Origin of the sequence: Myxococcus sp. AB056 (genome assembly GCF_006547365.1) — a bacterium.
Classification (GTDB): Bacteria; Myxococcota; Myxococcia; order Myxococcales; family Myxococcaceae; genus Myxococcus; species Myxococcus virescens.
Genome location: NZ_VHLB01000114.1, coordinates 1 through 24,619, shown reverse-complemented (window position 1 = coordinate 24,619; position 24,619 = coordinate 1). Strand labels below are relative to the sequence as shown.

Here is a 24,619-nt window from a genome sequence, read left to right as displayed (position 1 = left end):
GCTGGGGCGTGGGGGCATGGGGGACGTGTACCGCGCTCGGGACAGGACGCTCGGGCGGCAGGTGGCGCTGAAGTTTCTCCGGAGCGCGGACCCGGAGCGGGCCATGCGCTTTCTTAGAGAAGCCCGTGCCCAGGCCCGCATCGACCACCCGAATGTCTGCAGGGTGTTCGACGCGGGGGAGTCCGGCGGCCAGGCCTATATCGCCATGCAACTCGTGGAGGGCGAGCGGATGGACGTCGCCGCGCGGTGTCTGCCACTCCTGGAGAAGGCGCGATGGCTGAAGGCGGCGGCGGAGGCGGTGGACGCGGCCCATGCGCTGGGCGTCATCCACCGGGACATCAAGCCCTCCAACATCCTGGTGCTCACGGGCGAAGGAGCGCGCCGTGAGCCGGTCATCATGGACTTCGGCCTCGCCTTCGAGGCCGGGGAGGGGCACGGCCTCACGTCCACCGGCGCGGTGATGGGCACGCCCGCATACATGGCGCCGGAGCAGGCCCGGGGTGAGCTGGAAGCCATTGACGCCCGCACGGACGTCTATGGCCTGGGGGCCACGCTCTACGAGCTGCTCGTGGGCGAGCCTCCCTTCACCGGCGCGACGCCGCTGGAGACGCTGAACCATGTGCTCCACGACGACCCGGTGCCGCCGCGTGAGCGCGTGCCGCACCTGGACGCCGACCTGGAGACGGTGTGCCTCAAGTGCCTGAGCAAGGAGCCGGCGCTGCGCTACGCCACCGCCCGGGCGCTGGCGGAGGACCTGGGGCGCTATCTGGACGGGGCGCCCATCCTCGGTCAGCGGCCCCGCCTGACGGACCGGCTGCGGCGCGCCGCGCGCAGGCATCGCGGGGTGGTGCTCGTCTCCAGCGTCTCGTTGGTGGGCATGCTGCTGCTCGCTGGCTTCGGGGCCCAAGCCTGGCTGGCGGAGCGGGACCTCCAGGCGCGGACGGCCTCGCGCGTCCGGCTGGCAGAGCAGTTGGGGCAGCAGGTTCAGGAAATCGAGGCCTTCGTGCGCGCCTTCCAGGGCCTGCCCCTGCACGACACGCGGCCTGAGCAGCAGCGCGTCCGGGAGCGAATGGCGCGCATGGGCGCCTTGCGACATGACCTGGGAGACTTGGGGGAGGGGCTCGTGCAGCAGGCGCTGGGGCGGGGCCACCTGGCGATGCGTGACTTCAAGCAGGCGCACCGGGAGCTGACGCGGGCACGGGAACTGGGCGTCGATTCACCGGGGCTCCACTACGCCTTGGGCCGGGTGTTGGGGGAGCAGTACCACCTGGCCCTGGAGGATGTGCGGCGCAGCGGCGGCGCGGCGTGGGTGGCCGAGCGGCGGCATGAACTCGAGGCGCGTTACCTGACACCCGCGCTCGAATCCCTGGAGCGCAGTCGCGGCGTGGAGCTGGAGTCGCCGCGCTACCTCGAAGGGCTCATCGCGCTGTACCGAAGGGACTACGCGGGCGCGGAGCGGGCCGTGAGCGAGGCCATGGCGCAGGCGTCGTGGATGCCGGAAGTGCGGATGCTCGCCGGGGACGTGGCGCTCGCGCGGGCGATGGCCTTGCTGGAGCAGGGGGACTACACGGGCGCGCGGGCAGGGCTCATGGAAGCGGACTCCCGCTACCAGCAGACCGTGGAGCTGGCGCGCAGCGACGCCTGGGCCCACGAGGCGCTCGCGGAGGTGTGGCTGCAACTGTCGGAGCTGGACAAGCGGGAGGGGCGCTCACGCAAGGCCGCGCTGGACCAGGCGGAGGCCGCCGCGGACCGGAGCCTCGTGGCCGACCCGGACCGGGCCTCCGGCCACACGAAGAAGGCCCAGGTGCTGATGAACCAGTACCGCGCAGTGACCTTCCAGGGCGCGCCGGACGCACGCGGCGCGGAGGCCCTGCTTAATGCCTGGACGGACGCAGCCTCGCGGGCTGGGACGTTGGAGCCGCGCAATGTGCTCGCGCACGACTCGCTGGGGTACAGCTACTTCATGCGCGGCCTGCGTCAGGCTCGCGCGGGAGAGGCGCCCGAGGCGTCCTGGGCACAGGCCATTCAATGGCTGGAGCGGGCGATTGAGCTGGAGCCGCACTACCCCTGGGCACTCAACGACCTGGGGCTCGTGCACCGCTGGCGGGGCAACTACCAGCGGGAGCACGGCGAGGACCCGCTTCCGGCCTACGCCGAAGCAGAGCGTGCCTTCCAGCGGGCCGTCCAGGGCGATCCGAAGTACCTCTTCGCCCACTCCAACCTCGCGGAGCTGAACGCCGCTCGGGCGGCCTTCCTGCTCTCCCGGGGACGTGACCCGGAGCTCCATGTGCAGGCCGCGCTGGAGGCCAGCGCGCGCGCGCTGACCCTCGACGAGCGCTTCCACTCCGCCCACGACCATGTCGCCGCCGCTGAGCTGACACGCGCGCGCTACCTGTTGGAGACCGGCGGCGACCCGCGTCCGGCCCTGGTGCGGGCGCTCCAGGCGACGGAGCGCTCCCGTGGCGTCAACGCCCGGTCCGACCGCGCCTGGCTCCATGCGGCCGGTGCGCACCTGCTCGAAGCGCTCCATGCCCTGCGCGCGGCGGGCGACGCGCGCGTGGTGCTCGCCAGCGGGCAGGGCGCGCTGGAGGAGGCGTACCGGCTGATCCCCACCTGCGCGGACTGCCGGAGCCTGGGCGCGGAGCTGGCGCTGGCGGCGGCGGAGCAGGCGCGGGGCAAGGGGCGCTCCAGTGCGGCCCTGCTGCGCAAGGCCCTCACCGAGGCCCGGCGGGCCGTGTCGCTCTATCCCTACTACGACAGCCACCTCACCCTGGCCCGGGCGGCCTGGCGGCTGGCGCGGGACACCGGCGCTCCGTCCGCCCTCGTGGAGGAGGGGCTGGCGCAGGTGGAGCTCGCGCTGAAGCTGGACCCCGGGCTGCCAGAGGCCCACGCCGTGCGAGGCGCGCTGCTGCTCTTGCGTGCCCGGCGCCAGAGGCCCGCGGAAGGGTGGGAAGCGTCCCTCCGTGAAGCCGACGCGGCGTGGCGCCGCGCCACGGCCCAGGTCCCCTGGCTGAGCTGCTATGTGGGGCCCCTGGACGGCGCGGAGCAAGCCGCCCTTCGCGCTGCTGGGGCTCCGGACTCAGGGCTTTGATGGCTGCTCCACACCCGTCGCGAACCTCGCCTGGGAACTCCACCTGGGAAATGGTCCACAGGCCGGCAACGTGAGGCCATTCTGGATGGGCACCCTGCTGCGCCGGTTCGTCAGGTTGAGGCACTCCGCGCCTCGGGGGCTCCACAGGGCCTCCAGGTATTCGAGCTCCTGGAGGTCGTTGTTGCTGTTGCGCCCGAACCCGTGGGCATCGCGCCGGAGAATCTCCGTGCCGCTCACGGTGTAGCTGCGCGGGTCGCCCTGGCCCACGAAATAGGCGGCGCGCTTGGCCTGGAGGCATGCGCCGTGGACGAACTCCCGGTCCGGGTCGGCCTGGAGCGTCTCGGGAGTCCACGGCTGATAGCCCCAGTTCATGCATGCGCCAATCGCGCCTGTCTCGCAGGCCACGGTGAGGGTTTCGTCGTGGGGCCGCACCGCGGCGTTCAGACCGTCGACCTGGCGCTGCGGCAGGAGGACGGACGCGACGTTCTGGTCCTCTGGCGCCTGGCACTGCCGCAACCAGACAGTGCTGGGGACGGGCCGGTAGCGCACGACGAGGCGGTTGCCGGACACGGGTTCGAGCGCCAACTCGTAGAGGAGGTCCTCCAGGGTTCCGGTGCCGTCCAGGTCCACCGGGAGCTTGAACCCGAACACCAGCCGCGACACCGGCTCGCCTCGCAGCTTCCGGGAGACGTCTCCACCGCGGACGGCGACGAAGAAGTCGCCGACGTTGCCGTGAATGGACTCCAGCGTCGGGTGCTCCCCATCAACGGGTTTGCCCGGATGCCGGAGGTGCAGGGGGAGCCGAAGCGTCTGGTCCCTCCGGTACATGGAGCGCACGTGCAACGCCACGCCCTCGGGGGAATTGACGAAGCCCTCCAGGCACGCCACCGGCGTCTTCTCGTGGAAGAAACAGTAGCTGTGTCCCTCGGCGACGTAGATGCCCAGGCCATTCGGGTCGGGGTCGCACTGTCCCGTCGGACAACTCCCGCCGCCGGACGGGGAGTCAGGGCGGGCGCCGGCGGTGGGGAGGCGGCAGCCCGCGGCGACGGCCAGCAGCAGCAGGCCCGTGAGCCAGGCGGGGAAGGTGTTGAGCACAGGTGTCTCCTCGAAGTGACGGCGGGTGCCGTGGTCCAGCCCCACGCCATAGCGAGGGGCATGCCAGCAGCGGCCCGGTCCAGTGCACGAGTCATCAAGGCGGTGCGCCGCGGAGATGGGGCTTGGATGGCACAGCCCGCAGGCACGGTGCCGTGTGCCAGTGGCACACGCGTAAGATGGAGGCACATGGAACACGACCGGTCGACCTTGCAGCAGAGCGACGCCAGGGGGCGAGGGGCAGACTCCGGCGAGGCCGCGGTGCCAGGCCTGCTACGCGTCCTGTGCGCTGGGAGCGCGATGGCCACGGCCCTGCCGCTCGACGGAGCGCTCTTGCTGGGGCGGGGTGCCGCCGCATTGGGGACGGACCAGGACCCGCGGATGTCTCGCAGCCACGCACAGGTGCGGTACGACGGCCGCCGCTTCTGGGTCACCGACCAGGGCAGTCAGAATGGCACGTTCGTGGACGGGGCGCCCCTGGTGGCTGGCACGCCCCGCGAGGCCCAGCGCGTCATCCGGATGGGGGACTCGCTCTTCATTCCCTGTGCGGATGTCGGGCCGGTGGCCCGGCGCGGTGTCGTGCGGACGCGCGACTTCGTGCGGGGGCCCGCCATGCAGCAGTTGCTGGACGTGGTCGCGCGCACGGCGGAACACGGTTTCACGCTGCACATCCACGGGGAGAGCGGCACCGGCAAGGAAGGCGTGGCCCGCGCGTTCCATGAGCGCGGCCCGCGCGCGTCGGGCCCCTTCGTGGCCGTCAACTGCGCGGCCATTCCGCAGGGGCTCGCCGAACGGCTCCTCTTCGGCGCGCGGCGCGGTGCCTTCTCCGGGGCGGACGACGCGGAGGGCTACCTCCAGGCCGCGGACGGCGGGACGCTGTTCCTGGACGAGGTGGCCGAGCTGGACCTGGCCGTGCAGGCCAAGCTGCTGCGCGCGCTGGAGACGCGCGAGGTCCTCCCGCTGGGGGGCTCCAAGCCGCGGAAGGTGGACGTGCGGGTGTGCTCCGCCGGAAACAAGGACCTGCGCGCGCAGGTGGCCAGCGGCCGGATGCGCGAGGACCTCTACTTCCGCCTGGGCAGGCCGGAGGCTGACTTGCCGCCACTGCGCCGCCGCCCCGAGGAGCTGCCCTTTCTAGTGGAGCGCTTTCTGGAAGAAGGGGGCAGCCGCCTGCCCGTGCATGTGAGCTTCCACGAGGCCTGCCTGCTGCGGGCCTGGCCGGGCAACGTGCGCGAGCTTCGCGTGGAGGTGCGCAGCGCGGCGCATGAGGCGCTGCTACATGCGGCGCCTCGCCTCGAAGCCAGGCACCTCAGTCTCACGGCGGGCACGGTCTTCGGCCCGCCGCCCTCGGCGCCCGCCGCGGTGGCTTCATCCACTTCTCAACAGTCTCCGGCCCGGGGCAAGCCGTTGGACGAAGCCGAGCGGGCGCGGTTGGAGGATGCGCTCAGGGCGAATGGCGGAAACGTCGCGGCCACTGCCCGGGCGCTGGGCATGCATCGCACGCAGCTGCGGCGCCTCCTGGAGCGCCACGGCCTGGCAGGCAGCGGGGAGGGCTGACGGGAGGGAATCTCCTCGGCTCCCTGTCCGGGCTCCCCTGGGACGGGGGGCGATTGAATACCGTTTCACCTCCAACGTCCCCCGCGGGGAGCGTTTCCCTGCACGCCACCTCGTCCTACCCTCGCGGAGGATTCGACCCACACCTGCCGCGGATGGTCGCGGCACGTGACGCCAGAGGCCTACACCGCGCCATGAACGCCCGCCTGCTGCTCCTCGCCTTTGTCCTGTCTTCGCCGATGCCGGTGCTCGCGGACGCCGTTCGAGTCTCCCTGGAGGGGCGCGCCGTGCTGGGAGAGAAGCTCCCGGCGCTGCTGGTCCACATCGAGGAGCCCATCGCGGGCTTCGAGGTGAAGCTGAAGCGCAGCGACGGCCAGGACGTGGAGGTGAAGGGCGGTGGGAGTCCGGGCCTCACGCGCCGCATCGAGCTGAATCAGCCGGAAGGCCGCTTCCGCTACGAGGGAGCGCTCACGGTGCGCTTCCCGGATGCGGAATCCGGCGTGATGCCGTTGTCTTTCGACACGGAGCTCTACGGCACGCTGAAGCTGGACGTGCGCAAGGAGGACGTGGACGTGGCTGCGCGCCGGCTGCGCTTCGTCCTGTCCCGGCCCGCGAAGCGCGCGGAGCTGACGGTGTTGATGGACACCGGGAAGAAGGCCTTCGAGGGCGAGGTGCCATTCAAGGGGGAGGCGGGAGGGACGCCACTGGAGCTGACGTGGCCGGCGGCGGAGGGGCGGGTGATGAAGATCTCCCTCCGTGCGTTCGACACGGCGGAGTTCTACACGGGCGTCGACCTGTATCCGTGGCAGGTGGACATTCCGCACGAGGAGGTGAACTTCGCCTCGGGCCGCGCGGACATTCCGGCGGCGGAGCGGGGCAAGCTGGACAAGAGCCACGCTCTCATCGTGGACGCGCTGACGAAGTACGGTCGCTTCGCGTCACTGCGGCTCTACGTGATGGGCCACACGGACACTGTGGGGGCCGCAGCGGAGAACCTGGACCTGTCAGTGCGGCGGGCGAAGAGCCTGGCGGCCTATTTCCGGAAGAAGGGGCTGCGGGTGCCCGTGTACTACGAAGGGCTGGGAGAAGAGGCCCCGGCCGTCGCGACGCCCGACGAGACAGCGGAGGCGGGCAACCGCCGCGCGGAATACATCATCGCAGTGGAGGATCCGGTGCTGCAGCACGCGCCTCGCCCTCCGCGGTGGCGGAAGCTGTAGCGCAGTCATCGAGGGAGAGGAAAGGACGCATGGACCGATTCCACCAGAAGGCATGGGCGTTGCTCGGGCTGGGGGTGCTGGGGAGCACGGGATGCGCGCACCAGGCGCGTCTCGCGGAGCGTCAGGGCGTGGAGGCTGAGAAGTGTGAGCTCGTGCACCGGCTGCTGCGGGAGCCGGTGCCGTCCCAGGTCGTCCGCGAAGTCGTCGCGGCCGGTCGCGATGAGCCCGCGCCGGTGGTGGTGTACGTGCGCCGTCCGGAGGAGGCGATGCTGGAGCGCTTCTTCTCCGGTGACGCGCCCAGTTGCGGCGACGCGACCTTCAAGGTGGTGCAGGAGAACGTGCTCGACGCCGTGGTGGTGTACCTGCAGGAGGTCCAGGGCGGCTACGCGTACGACGCGCGCCGCGCCAGCCACGACGAGCTGTCACTGGAGGGCAAGCCGCAGGGACTGCTGAAGCGCAAGGGCCCGGAGTGGGTGGCCATCCCCGGACCTACTTGAACAGCTCCTTGCCGCCGTCCGCGATGAACTGCACCGCGATGGCGGCCAGGATGAGTCCCATCACCCGCTCGACGATGGCCACGCCGGACTGGCGCAGCACGCGCTGGATGAGCCCGGAGGCGCGGAGGATGAAGTAGCTGGCGACGAACGTCAGCACGACGGCGGCCAGCACGGGGATGGCGGAGACGAGCGTGTCGCCCTTGGCCATCAGCACCATGGCGGTGGCGATGGCGCCCGGGCCCGCCAGCAGCGGAATGGCGAGGGGGACGATGGCCACGTCCTCCTTCACCACGCCTTCCTGTTCCTCGGACGGCGTGGTGCGCGTCTCCGCCGGGCGGGCGCGAAGCATGTCCAACGCGGTGATGAGCAGCAGGATGCCGCCGGCCACCCGGAAGGCGCCCAGCGACACGCCGAACACCTTGAAGATGACGCCGCCGAAGAGGGCGAAGAACAACATCATCCCGCAGGCCACCAGGCAGGCGCGCATGGCGGTGCGGCGCACCTTCTCCTGCGAGTCCCCAGCCGTCATCGCCAGGAACAGCGGGACGACGCCAATGGGGTCCACCACGAAGAAGATGGCCGACAGCGAGACGAGGAACAGTGACGCGTATTCCGGCATGACAGCCTGGGCTTACACCGTGAACCGCAGCTTCCACACCATGGTGAGAGCCTCGGCGAAGATTTTCTTGCTCATCTTGGAGTGACCCACGCGCCGGTCCTCGAAGACGATGGGCACCTCGCGCACGGTGAAGCCCTTGCGGAGCGTGCGGTAGGTCAGCTCGATTTGAAACGCGTAGCCGGTGCTCTTCACCGAATCCAGGTCGATGGCCTCCAGCACCCGGCGGTGGAAGCACTTGAAGCCGCCGGTGAGGTCCTGGATGCCCACGCCCAGAATCGACCGTGCGTAGAGGCTGCCACCGCGGCTGATGAGCTGCCGCCCCACGCCCCAGTTCACCGTGCCGCCGCCCGTGACGTAGCGCGAGCCGAGCACCAGGTCCGCGCCAGCCTCGGCCGCATCCAGGATGCCGGACAGGTAGCGCGGGTCGTGGCTGAAGTCGGCGTCCATCTCCAGGATGTACGTGTACTGCTCGGCCAGGGCCCACCGGAACGCGGCGAGGTAGGCGCGGCCCAGGCCCTCCTTCTTCTCGCGATGGAGGACGCGCACGCGCGAATCCCGCGCGGCGAGCCCATCCGCGAGTTGCCCTGTGCCATCGGGCGAATTGTCGTCCACGATGAGGATGTCGACCCGGGGGTCGGCCTCCAGCACCGCCTGGACGATGGCCTCGATGTTTTCCCGCTCGTTGTACGTGGGGATGCAGACCAGGGCTGGGTTCATGACCCGGCCGACATATCCTAAACGCGGCCCGGGGGCAGCAGCTCCAGTACGGACTCCGCCGCCCGGGTGGCCGCGCCCGTCTCCCCCAGCCGGCCGCGCATCTCCGCCAACCCCTGGAGCATCTCCTCCCGGGGAGCACCGGGTATCCAGACGCGGCGGACCTCCTCGGCGATGCGCTCGGGCGTCATCTCCCCCTGGAGCAGCTCGGGGACGACGCGTCGGCCCGCCAGCAGGTTGATGAGGGACACGAAGGCCACCTTCAACATCAACCGGCCCACCCAGTACGTGATGAGTGACACCCGGTAGACGACCACCAGGGGGCGCTGCATCAGCCCGGCTTCCAGGACGGCGGTACCGGAGGCCACCACCGCGGCGTCACTGGCGCCCACGACCTCGGGTGCCCGGCCCTCCACCAGGATGGGCGTCACGCCACTGCCTTCGAAGCGGGAGGTGATCTCCCCCCGGTCGATGGTGGGCGCGAGGGGGACGACGACCTGGAGTCCGGGTCGCTCGGCGGAGAGGCGCTTCGCCGCCTCCACCATGTCGGGAAGCAGACGGCGGATTTCGCCCATCCGGCTGCCGGGCAGCAGCGCGAGCGTGGGGGCGTCCTTCGACAACCCCAGCCGCTCGCGGAAGGCCGTGGCCGTATCCGGTGAGGGAACCTGCTCCACCACCGGGCTGCCGACGTAGCGGGCGCTGACGCCGGCCTCCCGGTAGAAGTCCTCCTCGAATGGAAGGATGCAGAGCATCCGGTCCACCAACCGTTTGATGGTGCGCACCCGACCCCGGCGCCAGGCCCAGATCATGGGCGACACGTAGTAGGCGACGGGGACCCCCAGCGCCTTGAGCTTCTTGGCCAGGCGCAGGTTGAAGTCAGGGATGTCCACCAGGATGGCGACGTCCGGTTTGCGCTCGGCGGCGGCCTCGGCCAGGCCCTTCAGGATTTGAAGGATGCGGGGAATCCGGGGCAGGACCTCGGTGATGCCCATGACGGACACCTCCCGGGCGTCGAAGAGCAGCTCCACTCCCTGGGCGGCCAGGCGGGCGCCGCCCATGCCAAAGAAGGTGAGGTCGGGACGGCGGGCCCGGAGGGCGGCGACGAGCTCGGCGGCGTGGGTATCGCCTGACGCCTCGCCGGCGACGACGAGGATGCGGGGTGGATTCGTCATGTGAGAGTCGCGCATCGTACCTGATGCGGGCGCGGGTGAAGGTGTAGACTGTGGCCCCCTTGAAGACGCTTCTGCTCGCCGAGAGCCATCCCCCCACGCTCGAGCACCTCAAAGGCCTGCTCTCCCAGGCTGGGTACACCGTTCGCGCGGTGAACGATCCGGTGACGGCGCTGGAGCACTTCGCGGCGGACAACCCGGACGTGGTGGTGCTGTCGGTGGACCTTCCGCGTGTGGAAGGCGCACACGTGGTGCATCTCATCCGAGGCCACGGACAGGGCGGCAGGGTGCCCATTGTCGCCATCGACAAGGGCCACCTGGGGCGCGCGCGGGGTGTGAGCTCGGTGCTGGACCTCAAGGTGAACGCCTATGTCTCGGACCCGCTCAAGCCGGGCGAGCTGGTGCCCCGGCTGGAGTCTCTGGTGCGCGCGGCGCAGGCGGTGCAACTCACCGGGCTGGCGGCCACGTTGTCCCGGCCCGCCGTCAATTCAGGCGAGCTGAAGGGCCACCCCCTGCCGGCGCTGTTCCACTCCATCTATCGGCTGCGCCGGGATGGTGTGCTGGTGGTGGCGCACCGGGGCTTGAGCCGGCGCGTGTACTTCTTGCGCGGCGGGTCCGTGAGCTATGACTCCACGGCGAAAGCGGACTCGCTGCCTGGCTATCTGCTTGCCCGGAACGTGCTCAACCCGCAGCAGGCGCAGCGGGTGACGGAGGCGCTGGACTCCGGTCTGCGCATCGGCGCGGCGCTCGCGGACGCGGGCGTGGAGGCGGCGGGCGAGGAGCTACTGCAGCTCTTGCGCGACTACAACCGGGACGGGGTGGAGCGGGTGCTGGGGATGCGCGAGGGCCGCTACGCCTTCTACGCGGGAGATGAATTCACGTCGGAGGTCGCGTCGGTGGAGGTTCCGCCGCTGGCGCCGGTGCTGGATGGCGCGCGCCGCTGCTTCACGATGAAGGTGATGGCGGCCGCGCTGCGGGCGCACATGGGCGACTACCCGGTGCGCTCACAGGAGTTCGGGCGCGACCTGCAGGCCATGGGGCTGGACACGGACGACCTGAAGATCGCCATGCAGGTCAACGGCCGCATCGCGCTGAAGGACCTGCTGGCGCACGGCCGTGGCGAGCTGCGCATGGCGTACTCGCTGCTGTGGTTCCTGAAGCTGACGGGTGGGGTGACGTTCTCCTCGACGCCTGTGGCCACGGGCACGGACGTGCTGTCCGCGGCGGTGCTGCCGGACCGGATCGCGCCGCGCAAGCGCAAGGCCCTGCCGCCCGAGACGGCGGCCTCGCTGCGTGAGGAAGCGCTGCGCATCATCACCCGCAGCTACTTCGGAGGGCTGGGGCTGGACATCGCGGCGGACGCGGAGGCGGTGGAGCGCGCCTATCACGAGACGGCGATGCGCTTTCATCCGGACACCTACGCCGAGTTCGACATCTCCGACCTGAAGGACCTGCTGGAGTCGGTGCAGGACCGGCTGTCCGCGTCGTACCGGGTGCTGAGCGTGGAGGAGAAGCGCAAGGCCTACCTCCAGTACCTCTTCAGCCGGATGGACGTGGGGCGGAACACGGCGGTGGTCGTGGATGCGGAAATCGCGCTGCGCCGGGGCGAGTCCGCCCTGAAGCGCCGCGACTTCCCGCTGGCGGCGAAGGCCTTCGAGGAAGCGGTGTCGCTCAATCCGGACGAGCCGGAGTACTACCCCTTCCTCGCCTGGGCCACGTACCGGATGCCCACGGGGGCGCCGGTGGTGCGGGCGCAGAAGGCGCAGCAGGTGCTGAAGAAGGCGCTGTCGCTGGGCCCGTACGTGGAGCGGTTGCACATCATCTCGGCCATCATCGACATGGACCTGGGAGACGCGCCCTTGGCGCGGAAGAAGCTGCAGCGGGTGCTGGAGTACAACCCGTACTCCCAGCTCGCGAAGGCGGCGTTGCGCAAGGTGGGACGCTAGCGATGCAGACGGTTCTCTGGCGGTTGCTGCGCTATGCGCGCCCGCATTTCGGTGTGCTCCTGCTGGCCTTCGTCGGCATGGCGGCGGTGGGACTGACGACGGGCGCGTACGCGTATCTCACGGGCCCGGCGCTGCGCTTCCTGCTGTCGGGCGGTGAAGAAGGCTTCGCCAGCGCGCAGCGCGTGCCCTGGCTGGCGGACCTGCCTCGCGAGGCGGCCCTGTGGGGCTTCCCGCTGGTGATGGTCATCGTCGGCGCGGCGAAGGGCGTGGGGTACCTGGCGCAATTCTATTTCATGGGCCTGTTCGCGCAGCGCGTGGTGAAGGACCTGCGGCGCGACCTGTTCCAGCGCCTCACCGCGCTGTCGCCCGCCCAGCTCGCGCGCGAGCGGATGGGCGACCTGCTCAGCCGGTTCTCCTCGGACGTCAGCGCCGTGGAAGCGGCGGCCATGTACACGGTGGGCTCGTACCTGCGCGACAGCCTCCAGGTCATCATCCTGGCGGGCGTGGCGCTGGCGATGAGCCCCATGCTGGGCGGCCTCATGTTGCTGGTGATTCCGCTGGCGGCGCTGCCGGCCTCGAAGCTGACGCGCAAGGTGCTCAAGCGCACCCGGGAAGGTCAGACGCAGCTCGGCAACCTGGCGGGGCAGCTCCACGAAGGGCTGGGCGGTCTGCGCACCATCCAGGCCTTCAACGGGCAGGCGGCGGAGCTGGCTCGCTTCTCCGCCTTCGCGCAGGCGCACGAGAAGGCGGTGGTGAGCGCGGCGTGGGCGCGCGGCGCGGTGCCGGGGCTGATGGAGGTGCTGGCCGCGGCGGCACTCGCGGGCGCGCTGGCGTATGCGGCGAGCGCGCGGCTGATGGAGCCGGAGGCGCTGCTCTCGCTGCTGACGGCGGTCATCCTGGTGTACCAGCCGGTGAAGGACCTGGGCCGGGTGACACAGTTCGCGGTGCAGGCGGGCGCGGCGGGTGAGCGGCTCTTCGCGCTGCTCGACATGAAGCACCCGGTGGAGGACGCGCCGGACGCGGTGCCCGCGCCGACCCTGTCGCGGAGCATCCAGTTCGAGGCCGTGCGATTCGCCTATGGAGACCGGCCCGCGCTGGACGGCCTGACGCTGGAGCTGAAGGCGGGGAAGGTGACGGCGCTGGTGGGTGGCAGCGGCGGAGGCAAGAGCACGGTGACATCGCTGCTGCTTCGCTTCGAGCGGCCTCAGAAGGGCCAGCTCCTCCTGGATGGTGTGGACGCGGACCGGTACACGGCCACGAGCGTCCGGGCCCAGTTCGCGCTGGTGACGCAGGAGCCGCTGCTGTTCCACGGCACGGTGCTGGACAACCTGCGCTACGCGAGGCCGGACGCCACGCGGGAAGAGGTGGAGGCTGCGGCGAAGGTGGCGCACGCGGATGGCTTCATCCGGGCACTGCCCGAAGGCTATGACACGCGCATCGGCGAGCGGGGCGTGGCGCTCAGTGGCGGCCAGCGTCAGCGGTTGTGCATCGCCCGCGCGGTGCTGGCGCAGGCGCCCGTGCTGGTGCTGGACGAAGCGACCAGCAGCCTCGACCCGGAGAGCGAGCGCGAAGTGCAGGCGGCGCTGGCGGCGGTCCTGCCGGGCCGCACGGCGCTGGTGATTGCGCACCGGCTGTCCACGGTGGTGAACGCGGACGTCCTCAACGTGATGGAGGCGGGGCGCGTCGTCGAGAGTGGCTCGCACGCGGAGTTGCTCCAGCGAGGCGGGCGGTATGCGGCGCTGTGGAGGATGCAGACGGAGGGCTCCTCGGAGCGAGGCGCGGCGTGAGCGGATTGAGGGTCGCGGTGGGGAAGGGGCTCCGGGCCGTCCTGGGGTTGGCGCTGCTGGTCCTGGGGTACGTGGGTTTCTTCGCGCTCTCGGCGTCCATGGCGCGGTACCCCGTGGTGCTCCCGAAGGACGAAGCGCCCCGGTGGGTGAGAGGGGCCTTCCACGTCCACACCACGCGTTCGGATGGGCGAGGCACGCCGGAAGCGGTGGCGGCGGCGGCGAAGGCGGCGGGCCTGGACTTCGTGGTGCTCACCGACCACAACGACTTCGCGCTCCGAGCGCCCGTTTACGTCCAGGGCGTGCTGTTGGTGCCTGGCGTGGAGATTTCGACGTCGGACGGGCACCTCGTGGCCTTCGGCATGTCGCGCCCGCTGGAGGGCATGCGCGCGTGGATGCCGCCGGGCGACGCGGTGCGCGCCGTGGCGGCGGCGGGAGGCACGGCGGTGCTGGCCCACCCCGTCCAGATGCGCAACCCCTGGAAGGACGAAGCGAGCGCGAAGGAGGTCCCCGGCTTCGAGCTGTACTCGGCGGACACCTTCTTCCGGCACGCGGTGCGCAATCCGGTGAGCCGCCTGGTGCCCGCGGTGGGGGCCTCGCTGGCCAATCCGATGCATGGCGTGATGTTGCTCGTCGTGCCGGAGTCGGAGCCCACGGTCCGCTTCCTGGAGTTGTCGAGTGAGCGGCCACGCATGGCGTTCTGCGCACATGACGCACACGGCCTGCCGCCGTACCGGGCCGTATTCGCATCCCTGGCCATGTACCTGCCATCGGAGCAGGTGCCCTTCCCGTTGCCCCCGGACGCGAAGGACGCGGCGGAGCAGGTCAGCCGGGCCCTGGGCGGTGGTCAGTCCCTGTGTGCCTTCCGCGCCCTCGGGGAGCCTGGGGGCTTCGCATTGGAGGGTCTGGACGGTGTGCGGCGTGAAGCGCATGTGGGCGACACGCTGAAGGTCCGACTCCCGGGGGAGCCCGACGCGGAGTCGGTGCAGGTGCGGGTGTGGGGAAGCGCCCGCCTGGGGGCGGACGGCCGGTCCGTCGAGCTGACCGAGCCCGGGGTGGCGCAGGTGGAAGTGTGGGTGCGGGCACCCGGGCGCTTCTTCGGGACGGAATGGCGGCCCTGGTTGGTGCCCAGCCCCGTGCGCGTGCTGCCCCCAAGGCCGGGCATCTGATAGACGGCGCGACCAGCCGCCCATGCGCGTCCTCTACGTCCTCGCCACCTACCTGCTCTTCGCAGTCCTGTTCCCGGTGCTCGCACTGCACCGGAAGACGCGCCATGGGCTGATGGAGCGCCTGGGCTTCTATGGCCCGAACAGCCACCTGCCTCCCGGGGACGGGCCCATCCTCTGGCTGCATGGCGCGAGCGCTGGGGACCTGCTGGCCCTCTCGCCGATGTTCGGCCCTCTGCGGGCGCGTTTCCCGGGCTGCCGCCTGTTGCTGTCGACCATGACGGACAGCGGCTACGCGATGGCGAAGGGCCGGCTGGCCAACGACATCGACGGGGTCGTCTACGTTCCCTATGACCTCTGGGGCGCGACGCGGCGAGCGGTCCGGGCCATCCGTCCGGACGTGCTGGTGCTGGAGTACACCGAAATCTGGCCCAACCTCATCCGCGCGGCGAAGCGGGGTGGGGCGCGCGTGGTGATGACGAACGGGCGCTTTTCGCCAGCGAACGTCGGGAAGTACCAGACGCTGTTCCGCCTCATCGGCAACCCGCTGCGGGATTTGGACCTCCTCCTCATGCGCGAGGAGGACGAAGCCGTCCGCGCGCGGCAGCTCGGGGCCAGGCCGGACTGGGTGAAGGTGACGGGGAACACGAAGTTCGACGCGCTCGCCGCGGGCCCGGTGCCCGAGGACGAGAACCTTCGCACGGCGCTAGGCCTGACGCCGGGCGAGCGGGTATGGATTGCCGGAAGCACCCATGAGGGCGAGGAAGCCCAGCTCCTGGGAGTGTACGCGCGGCTGCGCGAGCGGTGGCCGGACCTGCGGTTGGTGATTGCCCCCAGGTACGTGGACCGGGCGGCGCGAATCGTGACGCTCGCGCGCGAGGCGGGACTGAGCGTGGGGCTGCGCTCGCAGGGCAATCCGGAGCGGGGCCAGGTCGTGGTGCTGGACACCATCGGCGAGCTGTCGAGGGCCTACCGGCTGGCGACGGTGGTGTTCGTCGGGGGCTCGTTCACGACGCGCGGCGGGCAGAACATCCTGGAGCCCGCGGGGCAGGGGAAGCCGGTGCTCTACGGGCCGCACATGGACAACTTCCGGGACAGCGTGGCGTTGCTGACAGGGCAGGGTGGGCTCCAGGTTCAGGACGCCGCGGCCTTGGAGCAGGCGCTCGTGTCGCTGCTCGAGTCACCGGAGCGGCTCGCGAGCCTGGGCGCCCAGGCGCTGGAGACGGTGGGCCGGATTTCGGGCGCCAGTGAAAGGAACGCGGAGGCGATGACGACGTTGTTTCCGCACGGGAGGCCGGACCCGCGATGACGCTCATCGTCCATCCGCATTTCCACCACCGCTACACGGGCGTGACGCGCCACGTGGAGACGGTGGTACCGGCGCTCGTCCGGGATTCAGGCTCGGAGACGCGCGTCATCGGCTCGGGCTTGAGTGAGGGGCTGCCCAGAATCACCTGGCCGGAGCTGCTCCGTCGGCTGCGCAGCGAGCCCGTGGTGTGGCATGCGCACCGGAACAACGAGCTCCTGGTGGGCATGCTGCTGAAGCTGCTGGGCCGAGAGGTCCGCCTCGTCTTCACCCGGCACACCTCAATGGCGCCCAGCGGCTTCACCCGCTTCATCGCGAGGGGCGCGGATGCGCTCGTCTCGTTGACGAAGCAGGTCGCGGACGTCATCGCGCTGCCGTCCACGGTCGTCTCCCATGGCATCGACCTGACGCGCTTCCACCCGCCCGAGGACCGGGACGCGGCGTGGCGCAAGCTCGGCCTGGGGGGGCGTTACGGCATCGGCGTCATCGGACGCATCCGGAAGGAGAAGGGGCAGGGAGACTTCGTGCAGGCCATCCGCCCGCTCCTGCCCGCGCACCCCGACTGGCAACCCGTGCTGGTCGGGCTCGCGAAGGGGCCGGACCTGGATTGGCTGAATCAGCAGATGGCGGGCATCGAGGACCGCATCGCGTTGCCCGGCGAGCAGTCCGTCATCGAGCCCTGGTATCAGGGGCTGCGCATCCTGGTGCACCCCTCGTATGCGGAGGGCTATTCGCTGGTGCACGTGGAGGCCATGGCCTCGGGCTGCTGCGTGGTGGCCTCGAAGCTGCCGTACCTGGACACGCTCATCGAGCACGGCCGCACGGGCTTCTTCTTCGAACCCGGAGACGTCCAGGGCCTGCGCGAGCTGCTGGACATGCTGATGCGAGAGCCCGAGCGCGCCCGGCAGATAGGCCAGAACGCGGCAGAGGAGGCCCGGCGTCGGTGTGGCGTGGAGCACGAGGCGCGAGCCCTGGCCGACGTGTACCGGGCGACCGTGGAGCGCTGACCAGATGCGAATCCTCCACCTGCTCGCGAGTCCCTTCTACAGCGGCCCGGCCGAGAACGTGGCGCTCCTGGCCCAGGCGCAGCGCGCCGCGGGACACGACGTCACGGTGGCGGTGGACCGCCTGCGCAAGGAGGTGCTGGCCGAGGAGCCCGCGGCTCCGCGCTTCGAGGAGCTCGGTCTTCTGGACGAAGGGGGCTTGGAGCTGTCCGTGAAGTCCCCGCCGTGGCGGATGTGGCGCGACCTGCGCCGCTTGAAGGCGCGGACGGTGGACGTGGTGCACTCGCACTTCAGTCATGACCACCTGCTGGCCAGGTGGGGTCGGCCTTCAGGCGCCATCCTGGTTCGCTCGCTGCACGCTCCTCGCTCATTGCGCTCCTCGCTCCCGGCCGCGGACGCCTACACGGTCCCCGCGAGCGCACTGCTTCCCCGCCTGTTGGAGAAGGGCGCGACGGCCCAGGTGCTGCCAGCCCTGGTTGACGCCCGGTTCCAGCCGGCGGCCGACGCGCGGTCGCTGCGAGCAGAACTCGGGCTCGAAGGCACACCCGTCATCGGAATGGTCTCCACGTTCCAGCCTTCACGCCGGCACGCGGTGGGGGTGGACGCCTTTGCCCTGTATCGGAAGCAGCGGCCCGAGGCGCGTCTGGTGTTCGTGGGGGACGGCGGCCTGCTGGAGCAGACGCGCAAGCAGGTCCAGGACCTGGGACTGGCGGATGCCGTGACGTTCGCGGGCTACCAACAGGGGGACGCCTTCGCGCGGTGGCTGCGAGCGCTGGATGAGGTCTGGCTGCTCGGCCTGGGCAATGACTGGAGCGCCCGCGCGGCGGCCCAGGCCCGTGCGTGCGGCGTCCGCGTGGTGGCGGTGGATGAAGGCGCCTTGCCGGACCTGACGGACGTGCGGGTGGAGAGACCGACGCCGGACGCCGTGGTCGCCGCGGCGCTGTCTGACCGGCGGGCGCCCGTGCGGCACCCGACGAACGAGCAGATTGCCGCGGAGGTCCTCGCGCTCTACGCGCGAGCGAGGCGCACCCCGTGACGTCCCCGGATACCCCCACCGCCATCGAGCGGGTGTTCTACCCGCCGTCGCCGGAGCCCTGGGGCCGCCGCGCCCTGCTGTCGCCGCTGACGTTGCTGTCGTGGACGTACGCGGCCGCGGTGCACGTGCGGGGAGCGCTCTTCGACGCGGGACTGCTGCGCGCGGAGCGGGTGGAGGGGCTCAAGGTCATCTCCGTGGGCAACGTCAACGTGGGGGGCACGGGCAAGACGCCCGCGGTGCTCCATCTGGCGGAGCTGTTGGTCCAAGCGGGCCGGAAGGTGGGCATCCTGACGCGCGGTTATGGCCGCGCCTCGCGTGAGCCGCTGACCTTCATCGGGACGGAGCCGCTTCCTTCCTCGGACCTCGCGGGCGATGAGCCGCTCCTGCTGGCGCGTCGCTGTCCCCAGGTCCGGCTCTTCGTGGGCTCGGACCGGGTCGCGAGTGCCTACCGTGCGCGGGACGAGTTCAGCCTGGACACGGTTCTGCTGGACGATGGGTTCCAGCACCGCCGCCTCGCGCGAGACGAGGACTTCGTGGTCATCGATGAGTCGGTCGGGCTGGGCAACGGCCACATGCTTCCCCGGGGGCCGCTGCGTGAGCCCCCGGCGTCACTCCGCCGCGCGACGCTTTTCTGGCTCAGGGCCCCCGCCACGACATCGGATGCTGCTGTGCTCCCGGTCTCGAGGCCCGAGGACACGCGCACGTCCCAACCCCAATCCACCACGCACCTGCTGGTACCGACAGAAGCGCGGTCGGAGCGTTTCTCCGACACGCTCGGCGGGTGGTTGCCCTCGAGCCCGGGGATTCCCAGGGTGAGGACGCGCTATCGGCCCACGGCCTGGGTGGACCCGGAGGGGAACCTTCATCCCGTGACGGCGCTCACGGGACAGCCCGTGTTCGCTCTGGCGGGCCTTGCCCGGCCGGGGGGCTTCCTGAAGACCCTGCAGTCGCTCGGGACGGACGTGCGCGACGCCGCGTTGTTTCCGGACCACCATCGCTTCACCGCGGACGAGCTGCGCGACGTCCAGGCGCGAGCGGCGCGACAGGGGGCCCGGGTGGTGACGACGGAAAAGGACGCAGTGCGTCTGCCCCAGGGCTTCGAGGCCTGGGTGGTCCGCCTGGGGGTCGAGGTTCTGGAGGGCGAGTCCCATCTGCGGCGGGCGCTCGGACTGGAGGATGCACCGCGCGGCTTGTGAGGTGGGGGCGCCTGTGGGACAAACCGCCGCCATGGCCGCAGTTTCGCCCGTTCGTTCGATGCCGTCGCTCGCCCGCCTGCCGCACGCGTTTGCCCGCCGCAAGGTGTTGCTGGTGGGTGACCTCGTTGCTGACCACTACATCTATGGACAGACGGACCGGGTGAGCCGGGAGGCGCCCGTGCTCATCGTCCGCTACGAGTCCGCGGAGGTGAAGCTCGGAGGTGGCGCCAACGTGGCGGCCAACGTGCGAGCCCTGTCCGGTCAGGTCTCCGCCGTCGGCGCGCTGGGCCAGGACGAGATGGGCAAGGAGCTGCGCCGCCTCTGTGCCGAGTCCGGCATCGAACTGGACGCGGTGAGCGGCCGCGGCGTCGAGACGGAGACGAAGACGCGCATCCTGGCCGGTGGGGTGAGCACCACGCGGCAGCAGATGTTGCGGCTGGACCGAGGCCAGCGAGGCGCGCTCCCCCCGAGGATGCGCAAGGCGCTGGCGCGGCAGGTCGAAGCCTCCGCCCAGGACGCGGACGCGGTGGTGGTGTCCGACTACGGCGCGGGTGTGCTGGGGGACGAGGTGCGCGATGTGCTGCGTCGCCTGGCCGCGGACGGCATGCCCGTGTGTGTGGACAGCCGCTATGCCCTGTCATCCTTCTCAGGACTCACGGTCTGCAAGCCCAACGAGCCGGAGCTGGAGGCGCTCGCGGGGCGGCCCGTGCGGACCCAGGAGGACATGCTGGAGGCGGGGCACGCCGCGTTGAAGCGACTGGCGTGCCGCGCGCTCCTGGTGACGCGAGGCCGCCATGGCATGGCGCTCTTCGATGCGGACGGGGGCGTGGACCTCATCCCCGTCCATGGCGCGAAGGCGGCGGTGGATGTGACGGGCGCGGGAGACACGGTGATTGCGACGTTTGCCCTGGCGCTGGCCGCGAAGGCCTCGCTCGGCGATGCGGCGCGGCTGGCGAACGTGGCGGGCTCGTTGGTGGTGCAGAAGCCGGGCACCGCGACGGTGTCCCGCGATGAACTGCTCGAAGAGCTTCGGAGCGCGAGATGAGCACCCTCGAGAAAATCCAATCGCTCGCGAAGGTGGCGGAGGAGCGTGAGCGCTGGCGGGCCGAAGGGCGCACGGTGGCGCTGGCCAATGGCGTCTTCGACCTGCTGCACGTCGGGCACGTCCGGTACCTGGAAGGGGCGCGGGCCCTGGCGGATGTCCTCGTGGTGGCGGTGAACTCGGACGCTTCCACCCGGGCCTACAAGGGCCCCGGCCGGCCCTACATCCCCGAGGGCGAGCGGGCGGAGCTCGTCGCGGCCCTGGCCTGCACGGACCGGGTCATTGTCTTCGACGAGTCCAACGTTCGCGTCATCATCCGGGCGTTGAAGCCGGACGTGCACGTGAAGGGCACGGACTACACCCCGGACAGCATCCCCGAGGCCGACGAGGTTCGCGCCTATGGTGGGCGGACAGCCGTCTCGGGAGACCCGAAGGACCACAGCACCACGGACCTGGCCCGGCGGCTGGGCCGCGAGGGGCCGGGGTAGCCGGTGGCCTTCATTGCAGACGAGGTGTGGGCCGTCCTGGGCTGCCCTCACTGCAAGGCCCCCCTTCAGGCGCAGGAGGCTCAAACCCGAGTCACCTGCGCGCCGTGCCGTCTGAGCTGGCCCGTGGAAGAGGGAATCCCCAGGCTGGCCCCCGAACACGCGGTGGCGGAGCCTCCCGTGTCCGGGACGTGAAGCCTCAGGAGGAGAGGCTCGCCGCGAACGCCCGGACCTCTTCGGCGGCCCGCTCCTCCAACCCCTGACCGCCTGCTCCATCGACCAGAGGGGTGAGGTCCACCATTCGGTGGGGGGCGTACGCATGGCCCCAACGCTCCATGTCCATCCGCAGGAAGAAGGCCAGCGTGGGGGCTCCCACCGCGACGGACAGGTGCATGGGCCCCGTGTTGTTGCAGAGGGTGAAGCCGGCCGCGCGCATCAGGGCGGCCAGTTCGTCCAGGTTGCTCGCGGGCGCGAGCGCGGCGCCGGGGGCTGCCTCCACCACGCCTCGTGCCAACGCTTCTTCCCCGGGACCCCAGGTGACGATGGGGGTACGCCCCAGCGCCACCAATGCCCGAGCCGCGGCGGCGAAGGCCGCGGGTGGAATCCGCCGAGGTCCCAACCGCCCACCGGGATTGATGACCGCGAAGGGCTTCCCGGCCAGGGCGTCCAGATAGGCGCGGATGGCGGGGCCCACGGAGGGCTCGCGGAAGGACAAGCCACGCGCCACTGCGCCGTTCGTGAGCGGGGTCAGCAGGTGCGTGCGTTGAACGGCTTCGTTCCGCGTGTCCGTGCGAGCGGGGACGGGCAGGGAGTGCAGGCGGGACACCGGCCAGAGGTCCGGACCGATGACGACGGCCTCGGGGCCCGCGAGCCGGGACACGAGCGCGCTCGTAACGGAGGGCGACTCCCAGTTGGCGCAGTCGACCACGACGTCATACCGGGCACGTCGCAGCGCGGCGATGCCGGGGGCCAGGGGGCCCATCCAGATTCTGCGCCGGTCGAAGGGAATGATGACGTCCGCGTCCGGGTGGCCGTTCAGGACTCGAGCGACCTTCGCGTGCACCAGGACGTGGACCTCGGGCGCCGACTGGAGGTGCGCCTTGAGGGTCCGCATCAACGGCGTGGTGAGGAGCGCCTCGCCCACGCGGTTGTCGGGCCGCACGAGCAGCACCTTGCGAGGACCAGGAAGTGGGGTGCCAGGACGCCGCCGGCGGCCCGGGCGCCACAGCAGGGCGGACGCCACGAGCGCCAGTGCCAGCTTCGCCCATAATTCGAGCCGCTTGTGCCAGGACATCTCGCGGCGGGACCCTACACAGAACTGGGGGCGGCGCAAGCGCGCGGCTTGACCTCGGCCCCGAAAGCCCCTAGCAACCGCCCAATGTTGAAGAGCATGACGGGGTTTGGCGCGGGCCGCGCGCGCGTGGGGGACGAAGAAGTCTCCGTGGAGCTGCGCTCGCTCAACCACAAGTTCTGTGAAGTGAAGGTTCGCCTTCCCCGGGAGCTGTCGTCCCAGGAACCGCTGGTGTCCAAGCAGGTGAAGGACCGGCTCGCCCGTGGCTCGGTGGAGCTGCTGGTGAAGCGGCAGGCCCCCACCGCCTCGGGAACGGTCCCCACCGTGGACCTCGGATTGGCGCGGGAGTACGTGCGCGCGTTCCGGGAGCTGGCCACCGAGCTGGGCCTGCCGGGAGACGTCGCCTGGTCGCAGGTGGCGAACCAGCCCGGCGTGGTGCGTCTGGAAGAGAAGGGCGTGGAGCTGGACTCCGCCTCCCAGGCGCTCCAGGCGGCGCTGGACCAGGCGCTCACGGCGCTGGAGAAGATGCGCCAGGTCGAAGGCGAAGCCATCTACGCCGACCTGGATGCCCGGGTGAAGCTGCTGGAAGGGTGGAGCAAGGAGGTGGCTCAGCTCGCTCCGAAGGCCGTGCAGGAGTACCAGCAGCGGCTCACCGACCGGATTGCCGAGCTCGCGAGCGGCGTCGCGGTGGACCCGCAGCGGCTGGCCCAGGAAGTGGCGCTCTTCGCCGAGCGCACGGACATCGCCGAGGAGGTCACCCGCCTGGCGAGCCACCTGGAGCAGTTCCGGGCCCTCATGGCCAGCAACGAGCCCGCTGGCCGCCGAATGGATTTCCTCGTGCAGGAGATGCACCGCGAGGTGAACACGACCGGCTCCAAGAGCCAGCACGCCGAGATTTCCGTACGCGTGGTGGCGATGAAGGCCGAGGTCGAGCGCATCCGCGAACAGGTGCAGAACGTCGAATGAACGCGAATACCGTGCTCCCACCTGGCTTGTTGCTCGTGCTCTCCGCTCCTTCCGGGGCGGGGAAGACCACCCTCGCGCACCGGCTCCTCAAGGAGACGCCGGATGCGGTGTTCTCCATCAGCGTCACCACCCGAAGGCCTCGGGGGAAGGAGCGCGAGGGGGTGGACTACAACTTCGTCGACGTCGCGACCTTCCAGTCGAAGATCGAGCGCGGCGAGTTCGTGGAGTGGGCAGAAGTCTATGGCCACTTCTATGGAAGCCCCCAGTCGGTGGTGGATGAGGCGCGCGCCCGCAAGAGCGCTGCCATCTTCGACATCGACGTGCAGGGCGGGCAGGCCATCAAGCGCAAGCACCCGGATGCAGTGACCATCTTCGTGCTGCCACCGTCCATGGAAGAGTTGGAGCGTCGCCTGAGGGATCGTCAGACGGACTCCGATGAGACCATCCGGCGCCGGATGCTGGCGGCTCGCTCTGAGATCGAGCGAGGGATCGCCTCCTACGACTACGTCGTCGTGAATGACGACTTCGAGCGTGCTTTCAGTGACCTGCGCTCGGTGGTGGTGGCCGAACGTTGCCGGCGCGAACGCGTGGACGTGTCGAAGCTGGGCCTGGGAATCGGCGGCTGACCACCGCGGCGGAAGTGCTCAGAATCAAACTTCTTGCGCAGTCCGATCTCTTGGTGGATAAGCGGCCACACCTCGCCGCGTTGCGCGGACGTCACACAGGCGTCCGCCAGGTGGCGGTTACTCACATGTCCCGTCTCCATCGGGAGCGGAATCAGGTGTGTGAGTGTTTGGGTTCTCTGAATGGCATTCAGATAAGGCCGCGGACCTGGTCCGAGTTCCTCGTGAATGAGGATGCTCGCCGGGTCCGGAGCGTTTGCAAAAGCTCGATGAGCGGTCGACCCAAAGGCGCAGTAGGCCAACGGGCGGGTGGTAGGGGAGCGGGCAGGGGGGAGACGCTCCAGGGGTTGACAGGAAGCGCGGCGGTGATAGAAGCCGCGCCCCTCGCAAAGAAGCCCGCGCACTGGCGCGGAAGGTACTTCGAGCGAGTCAGTGCAAAAATATGGAATACGGCGGTCAACGCAGTAGGTTGACAGGAGGCGCGGCGGTGGTAGAAGCCGCGCCCCTCTGGAAGAAAACAGCGGAAGCCACTGGGCGGCGCTGAGGACTCCGGAAGCCAGCAGGGCGGCGAAAAAAAGCAGCTTGATAAAAGACGCCGAACTGAATAGAAGCTGACACCCCGCCGGGCAGGAAAAGACGGCGAGGCAGCAACGAAGAAAATGGTAGCAAGAAGTCGCTGGCGAGGCAAGCGACTCGCTCTTTGAAAACCAAATAGCAAGCCCAAGAAGAAGCTAGATTGCGGAAACCGCAGTCAATTTCTTAAGACGGTGCCAGCCAGGTCGCGCTGCGAAGCGCAGCCGGCAGCACTGTAACGAATCAGCGAG

General features: G+C 70.3%; 21 protein-coding genes. 16 read left to right on the top strand and 5 right to left on the bottom strand.

Annotated elements, in window-relative coordinates; translation table 11 throughout:
* The coding region (locus FMP39_RS32905; protein ID WP_141593997.1) for a protein kinase at positions 1-3,091 on the top strand (3,091 nt) is incomplete at its 5' end.
* On the opposite strand, the gene FMP39_RS32900 is transcribed toward FMP39_RS32905, so the two are convergent.
* Positions 3,080-4,186, bottom strand: coding sequence for an ADYC domain-containing protein (locus tag FMP39_RS32900; RefSeq protein ID WP_141593996.1), 1,107 nt, complete (start codon positions 4,184-4,186; stop codon positions 3,080-3,082). The genes FMP39_RS32905 and FMP39_RS32900 overlap by 12 nt on opposite strands.
* Positions 4,187-4,372: 186 nt before the next feature.
* Between FMP39_RS32900 and FMP39_RS32895 the strand changes: the two genes are divergently transcribed.
* The 3 genes from FMP39_RS32895 to FMP39_RS32885 all read left to right on the top strand — a co-directional run bounded on the left by FMP39_RS32895 (position 4,373) and on the right by FMP39_RS32885 (position 7,448).
* Positions 4,373-5,737: a sigma 54-interacting transcriptional regulator gene (locus FMP39_RS32895; RefSeq protein WP_141593995.1), complete on the top strand. Its 1,365-nt coding sequence runs from the start codon at positions 4,373-4,375 to the stop codon at positions 5,735-5,737.
* A 191-nt stretch (positions 5,738-5,928) separates the two neighbouring features.
* Positions 5,929-6,951 (top strand): OmpA family protein, encoded by a 1,023-nt coding sequence (locus tag FMP39_RS32890; RefSeq protein ID WP_228558539.1) that lies wholly within the window; start codon positions 5,929-5,931, stop codon positions 6,949-6,951.
* Between the two features lie 29 nt (positions 6,952-6,980).
* A complete protein-coding gene (locus FMP39_RS32885) occupies positions 6,981-7,448 on the top strand; it encodes a hypothetical protein (RefSeq protein ID WP_141593993.1) in 468 nt (155 codons plus the stop codon).
* Here the strand turns inward: FMP39_RS32885 and FMP39_RS32880 are convergent.
* From FMP39_RS32880 to lpxB, 3 genes are read right to left on the bottom strand one after another with little or no spacing between them, the layout of a single operon-like run.
* Positions 7,441-8,067: a MarC family protein gene (locus tag FMP39_RS32880; RefSeq protein WP_011554707.1), complete on the bottom strand. Its 627-nt coding sequence runs from the start codon at positions 8,065-8,067 to the stop codon at positions 7,441-7,443. The genes FMP39_RS32885 and FMP39_RS32880 overlap by 8 nt on opposite strands.
* A gap of 12 nt (positions 8,068-8,079) precedes the next feature.
* A complete protein-coding gene (locus tag FMP39_RS32875) occupies positions 8,080-8,784 on the bottom strand; it encodes a polyprenol monophosphomannose synthase (RefSeq protein ID WP_141593992.1) in 705 nt (234 codons plus the stop codon).
* Positions 8,785-8,801: 17 nt separating this feature from the next.
* Positions 8,802-9,953, bottom strand: coding sequence for a lipid-A-disaccharide synthase (gene lpxB, locus FMP39_RS32870; protein ID WP_141593991.1), 1,152 nt, complete (start codon positions 9,951-9,953; stop codon positions 8,802-8,804).
* A 50-nt stretch (positions 9,954-10,003) separates the two neighbouring features.
* Between lpxB and FMP39_RS32865 the strand changes: the two genes are divergently transcribed.
* From FMP39_RS32865 to FMP39_RS38740, 10 genes are read left to right on the top strand one after another with little or no spacing between them, the layout of a single operon-like run.
* The gene (locus FMP39_RS32865; RefSeq protein ID WP_194858666.1) at positions 10,004-11,896 is read left to right on the top strand and encodes a DUF4388 domain-containing protein; all 1,893 of its coding nucleotides are present in this window, start codon (positions 10,004-10,006) and stop codon (positions 11,894-11,896) included.
* Between the two features lie 2 nt (positions 11,897-11,898).
* A complete protein-coding gene (locus FMP39_RS32860) occupies positions 11,899-13,683 on the top strand; it encodes an ABC transporter ATP-binding protein (protein WP_141593989.1) in 1,785 nt (594 codons plus the stop codon).
* A 17-nt stretch (positions 13,684-13,700) separates the two neighbouring features.
* Positions 13,701-14,849: a PHP domain-containing protein gene (locus FMP39_RS32855; RefSeq protein WP_141593999.1), complete on the top strand. Its 1,149-nt coding sequence runs from the start codon at positions 13,701-13,703 to the stop codon at positions 14,847-14,849.
* 22 nt (positions 14,850-14,871) lie between these two features.
* On the top strand, positions 14,872-16,155 hold the full coding sequence (locus tag FMP39_RS32850) for a 3-deoxy-D-manno-octulosonic acid transferase (RefSeq protein WP_141593988.1): 1,284 nt from the start codon (positions 14,872-14,874) through the stop codon (positions 16,153-16,155).
* Entirely contained in the window at positions 16,152-17,159 is a 1,008-nt protein-coding gene (locus FMP39_RS32845; RefSeq protein WP_141593987.1) for a glycosyltransferase family 4 protein, read from the top strand. The genes FMP39_RS32850 and FMP39_RS32845 overlap by 4 nt, the downstream gene beginning before the upstream one ends.
* Positions 17,160-17,163: 4 nt before the next feature.
* Complete coding sequence (locus FMP39_RS32840; protein ID WP_141593986.1) at positions 17,164-18,192, top strand: glycosyltransferase; 1,029 nt, start codon at positions 17,164-17,166, stop codon at positions 18,190-18,192.
* On the top strand, positions 18,189-19,388 hold the full coding sequence (gene lpxK, locus FMP39_RS32835; protein ID WP_141593985.1) for a tetraacyldisaccharide 4'-kinase: 1,200 nt from the start codon (positions 18,189-18,191) through the stop codon (positions 19,386-19,388). The genes FMP39_RS32840 and lpxK overlap by 4 nt, the downstream gene beginning before the upstream one ends.
* Before the next feature lie 31 nt (positions 19,389-19,419).
* Complete coding sequence (locus FMP39_RS32830) at positions 19,420-20,433, top strand: bifunctional heptose 7-phosphate kinase/heptose 1-phosphate adenyltransferase (RefSeq protein ID WP_228558538.1); 1,014 nt, start codon at positions 19,420-19,422, stop codon at positions 20,431-20,433.
* On the top strand, positions 20,430-20,918 hold the full coding sequence (locus tag FMP39_RS32825) for an adenylyltransferase/cytidyltransferase family protein (protein ID WP_140864353.1): 489 nt from the start codon (positions 20,430-20,432) through the stop codon (positions 20,916-20,918). Before FMP39_RS32830 ends, FMP39_RS32825 begins: the two co-directional genes overlap by 4 nt.
* A 3-nt stretch (positions 20,919-20,921) precedes the next feature.
* Complete coding sequence (locus tag FMP39_RS38740; protein WP_141593984.1) at positions 20,922-21,110, top strand: Trm112 family protein; 189 nt, start codon at positions 20,922-20,924, stop codon at positions 21,108-21,110.
* Positions 21,111-21,114: 4 nt separating this feature from the next.
* On the opposite strand, the gene FMP39_RS32820 is transcribed toward FMP39_RS38740, so the two are convergent.
* On the bottom strand, positions 21,115-22,209 hold the full coding sequence (locus FMP39_RS32820; protein WP_141593983.1) for a glycosyltransferase family 9 protein: 1,095 nt from the start codon (positions 22,207-22,209) through the stop codon (positions 21,115-21,117).
* Positions 22,210-22,293: 84 nt separating this feature from the next.
* Here FMP39_RS32820 and FMP39_RS32815 point away from each other — a divergent pair, with 84 nt between their 5' ends.
* On the top strand, positions 22,294-23,172 hold the full coding sequence (locus FMP39_RS32815) for a YicC/YloC family endoribonuclease (RefSeq protein ID WP_141593982.1): 879 nt from the start codon (positions 22,294-22,296) through the stop codon (positions 23,170-23,172).
* Entirely contained in the window at positions 23,169-23,798 is a 630-nt protein-coding gene (gmk, locus tag FMP39_RS32810) for a guanylate kinase (protein ID WP_011554692.1), read from the top strand. Before FMP39_RS32815 ends, gmk begins: the two co-directional genes overlap by 4 nt.
* The last annotated feature ends 821 nt before the right edge of the window (positions 23,799-24,619 follow it).

What these genes read in the sequence shown, in the direction of transcription:
- FMP39_RS32895 (WP_141593995.1), top strand. Translation starts at nt 4,373, where the DNA reads ATGGAACACGACCGGTCGACCTTGCAGCAGAGCGACGCCAGGGGGCGA.
- FMP39_RS32890 (WP_228558539.1), top strand. Translation starts at nt 5,929, where the DNA reads ATGAACGCCCGCCTGCTGCTCCTCGCCTTTGTCCTGTCTTCGCCGATG.
- FMP39_RS32885 (WP_141593993.1), top strand. Translation starts at nt 6,981, where the DNA reads ATGGACCGATTCCACCAGAAGGCATGGGCGTTGCTCGGGCTGGGGGTG.
- FMP39_RS32880 (WP_011554707.1), bottom strand. Translation starts at nt 8,067, where the DNA reads ATGCCGGAATACGCGTCACTGTTCCTCGTCTCGCTGTCGGCCATCTTC.
- FMP39_RS32875 (WP_141593992.1), bottom strand. Translation starts at nt 8,784, where the DNA reads ATGAACCCAGCCCTGGTCTGCATCCCCACGTACAACGAGCGGGAAAAC.
- lpxB (WP_141593991.1), bottom strand. Translation starts at nt 9,953, where the DNA reads ATGACGAATCCACCCCGCATCCTCGTCGTCGCCGGCGAGGCGTCAGGC.
- FMP39_RS32860 (WP_141593989.1), top strand. Translation starts at nt 11,899, where the DNA reads ATGCAGACGGTTCTCTGGCGGTTGCTGCGCTATGCGCGCCCGCATTTC.
- FMP39_RS32850 (WP_141593988.1), top strand. Translation starts at nt 14,872, where the DNA reads ATGCGCGTCCTCTACGTCCTCGCCACCTACCTGCTCTTCGCAGTCCTG.
- FMP39_RS32845 (WP_141593987.1), top strand. Translation starts at nt 16,152, where the DNA reads ATGACGCTCATCGTCCATCCGCATTTCCACCACCGCTACACGGGCGTG.
- FMP39_RS32840 (WP_141593986.1), top strand. Translation starts at nt 17,164, where the DNA reads ATGCGAATCCTCCACCTGCTCGCGAGTCCCTTCTACAGCGGCCCGGCC.
- FMP39_RS32830 (WP_228558538.1), top strand. Translation starts at nt 19,420, where the DNA reads ATGGCCGCAGTTTCGCCCGTTCGTTCGATGCCGTCGCTCGCCCGCCTG.
- FMP39_RS32825 (WP_140864353.1), top strand. Translation starts at nt 20,430, where the DNA reads ATGAGCACCCTCGAGAAAATCCAATCGCTCGCGAAGGTGGCGGAGGAG.
- FMP39_RS32820 (WP_141593983.1), bottom strand. Translation starts at nt 22,209, where the DNA reads ATGTCCTGGCACAAGCGGCTCGAATTATGGGCGAAGCTGGCACTGGCG.
- FMP39_RS32815 (WP_141593982.1), top strand. Translation starts at nt 22,294, where the DNA reads ATGTTGAAGAGCATGACGGGGTTTGGCGCGGGCCGCGCGCGCGTGGGG.
- gmk (WP_011554692.1), top strand. Translation starts at nt 23,169, where the DNA reads ATGAACGCGAATACCGTGCTCCCACCTGGCTTGTTGCTCGTGCTCTCC.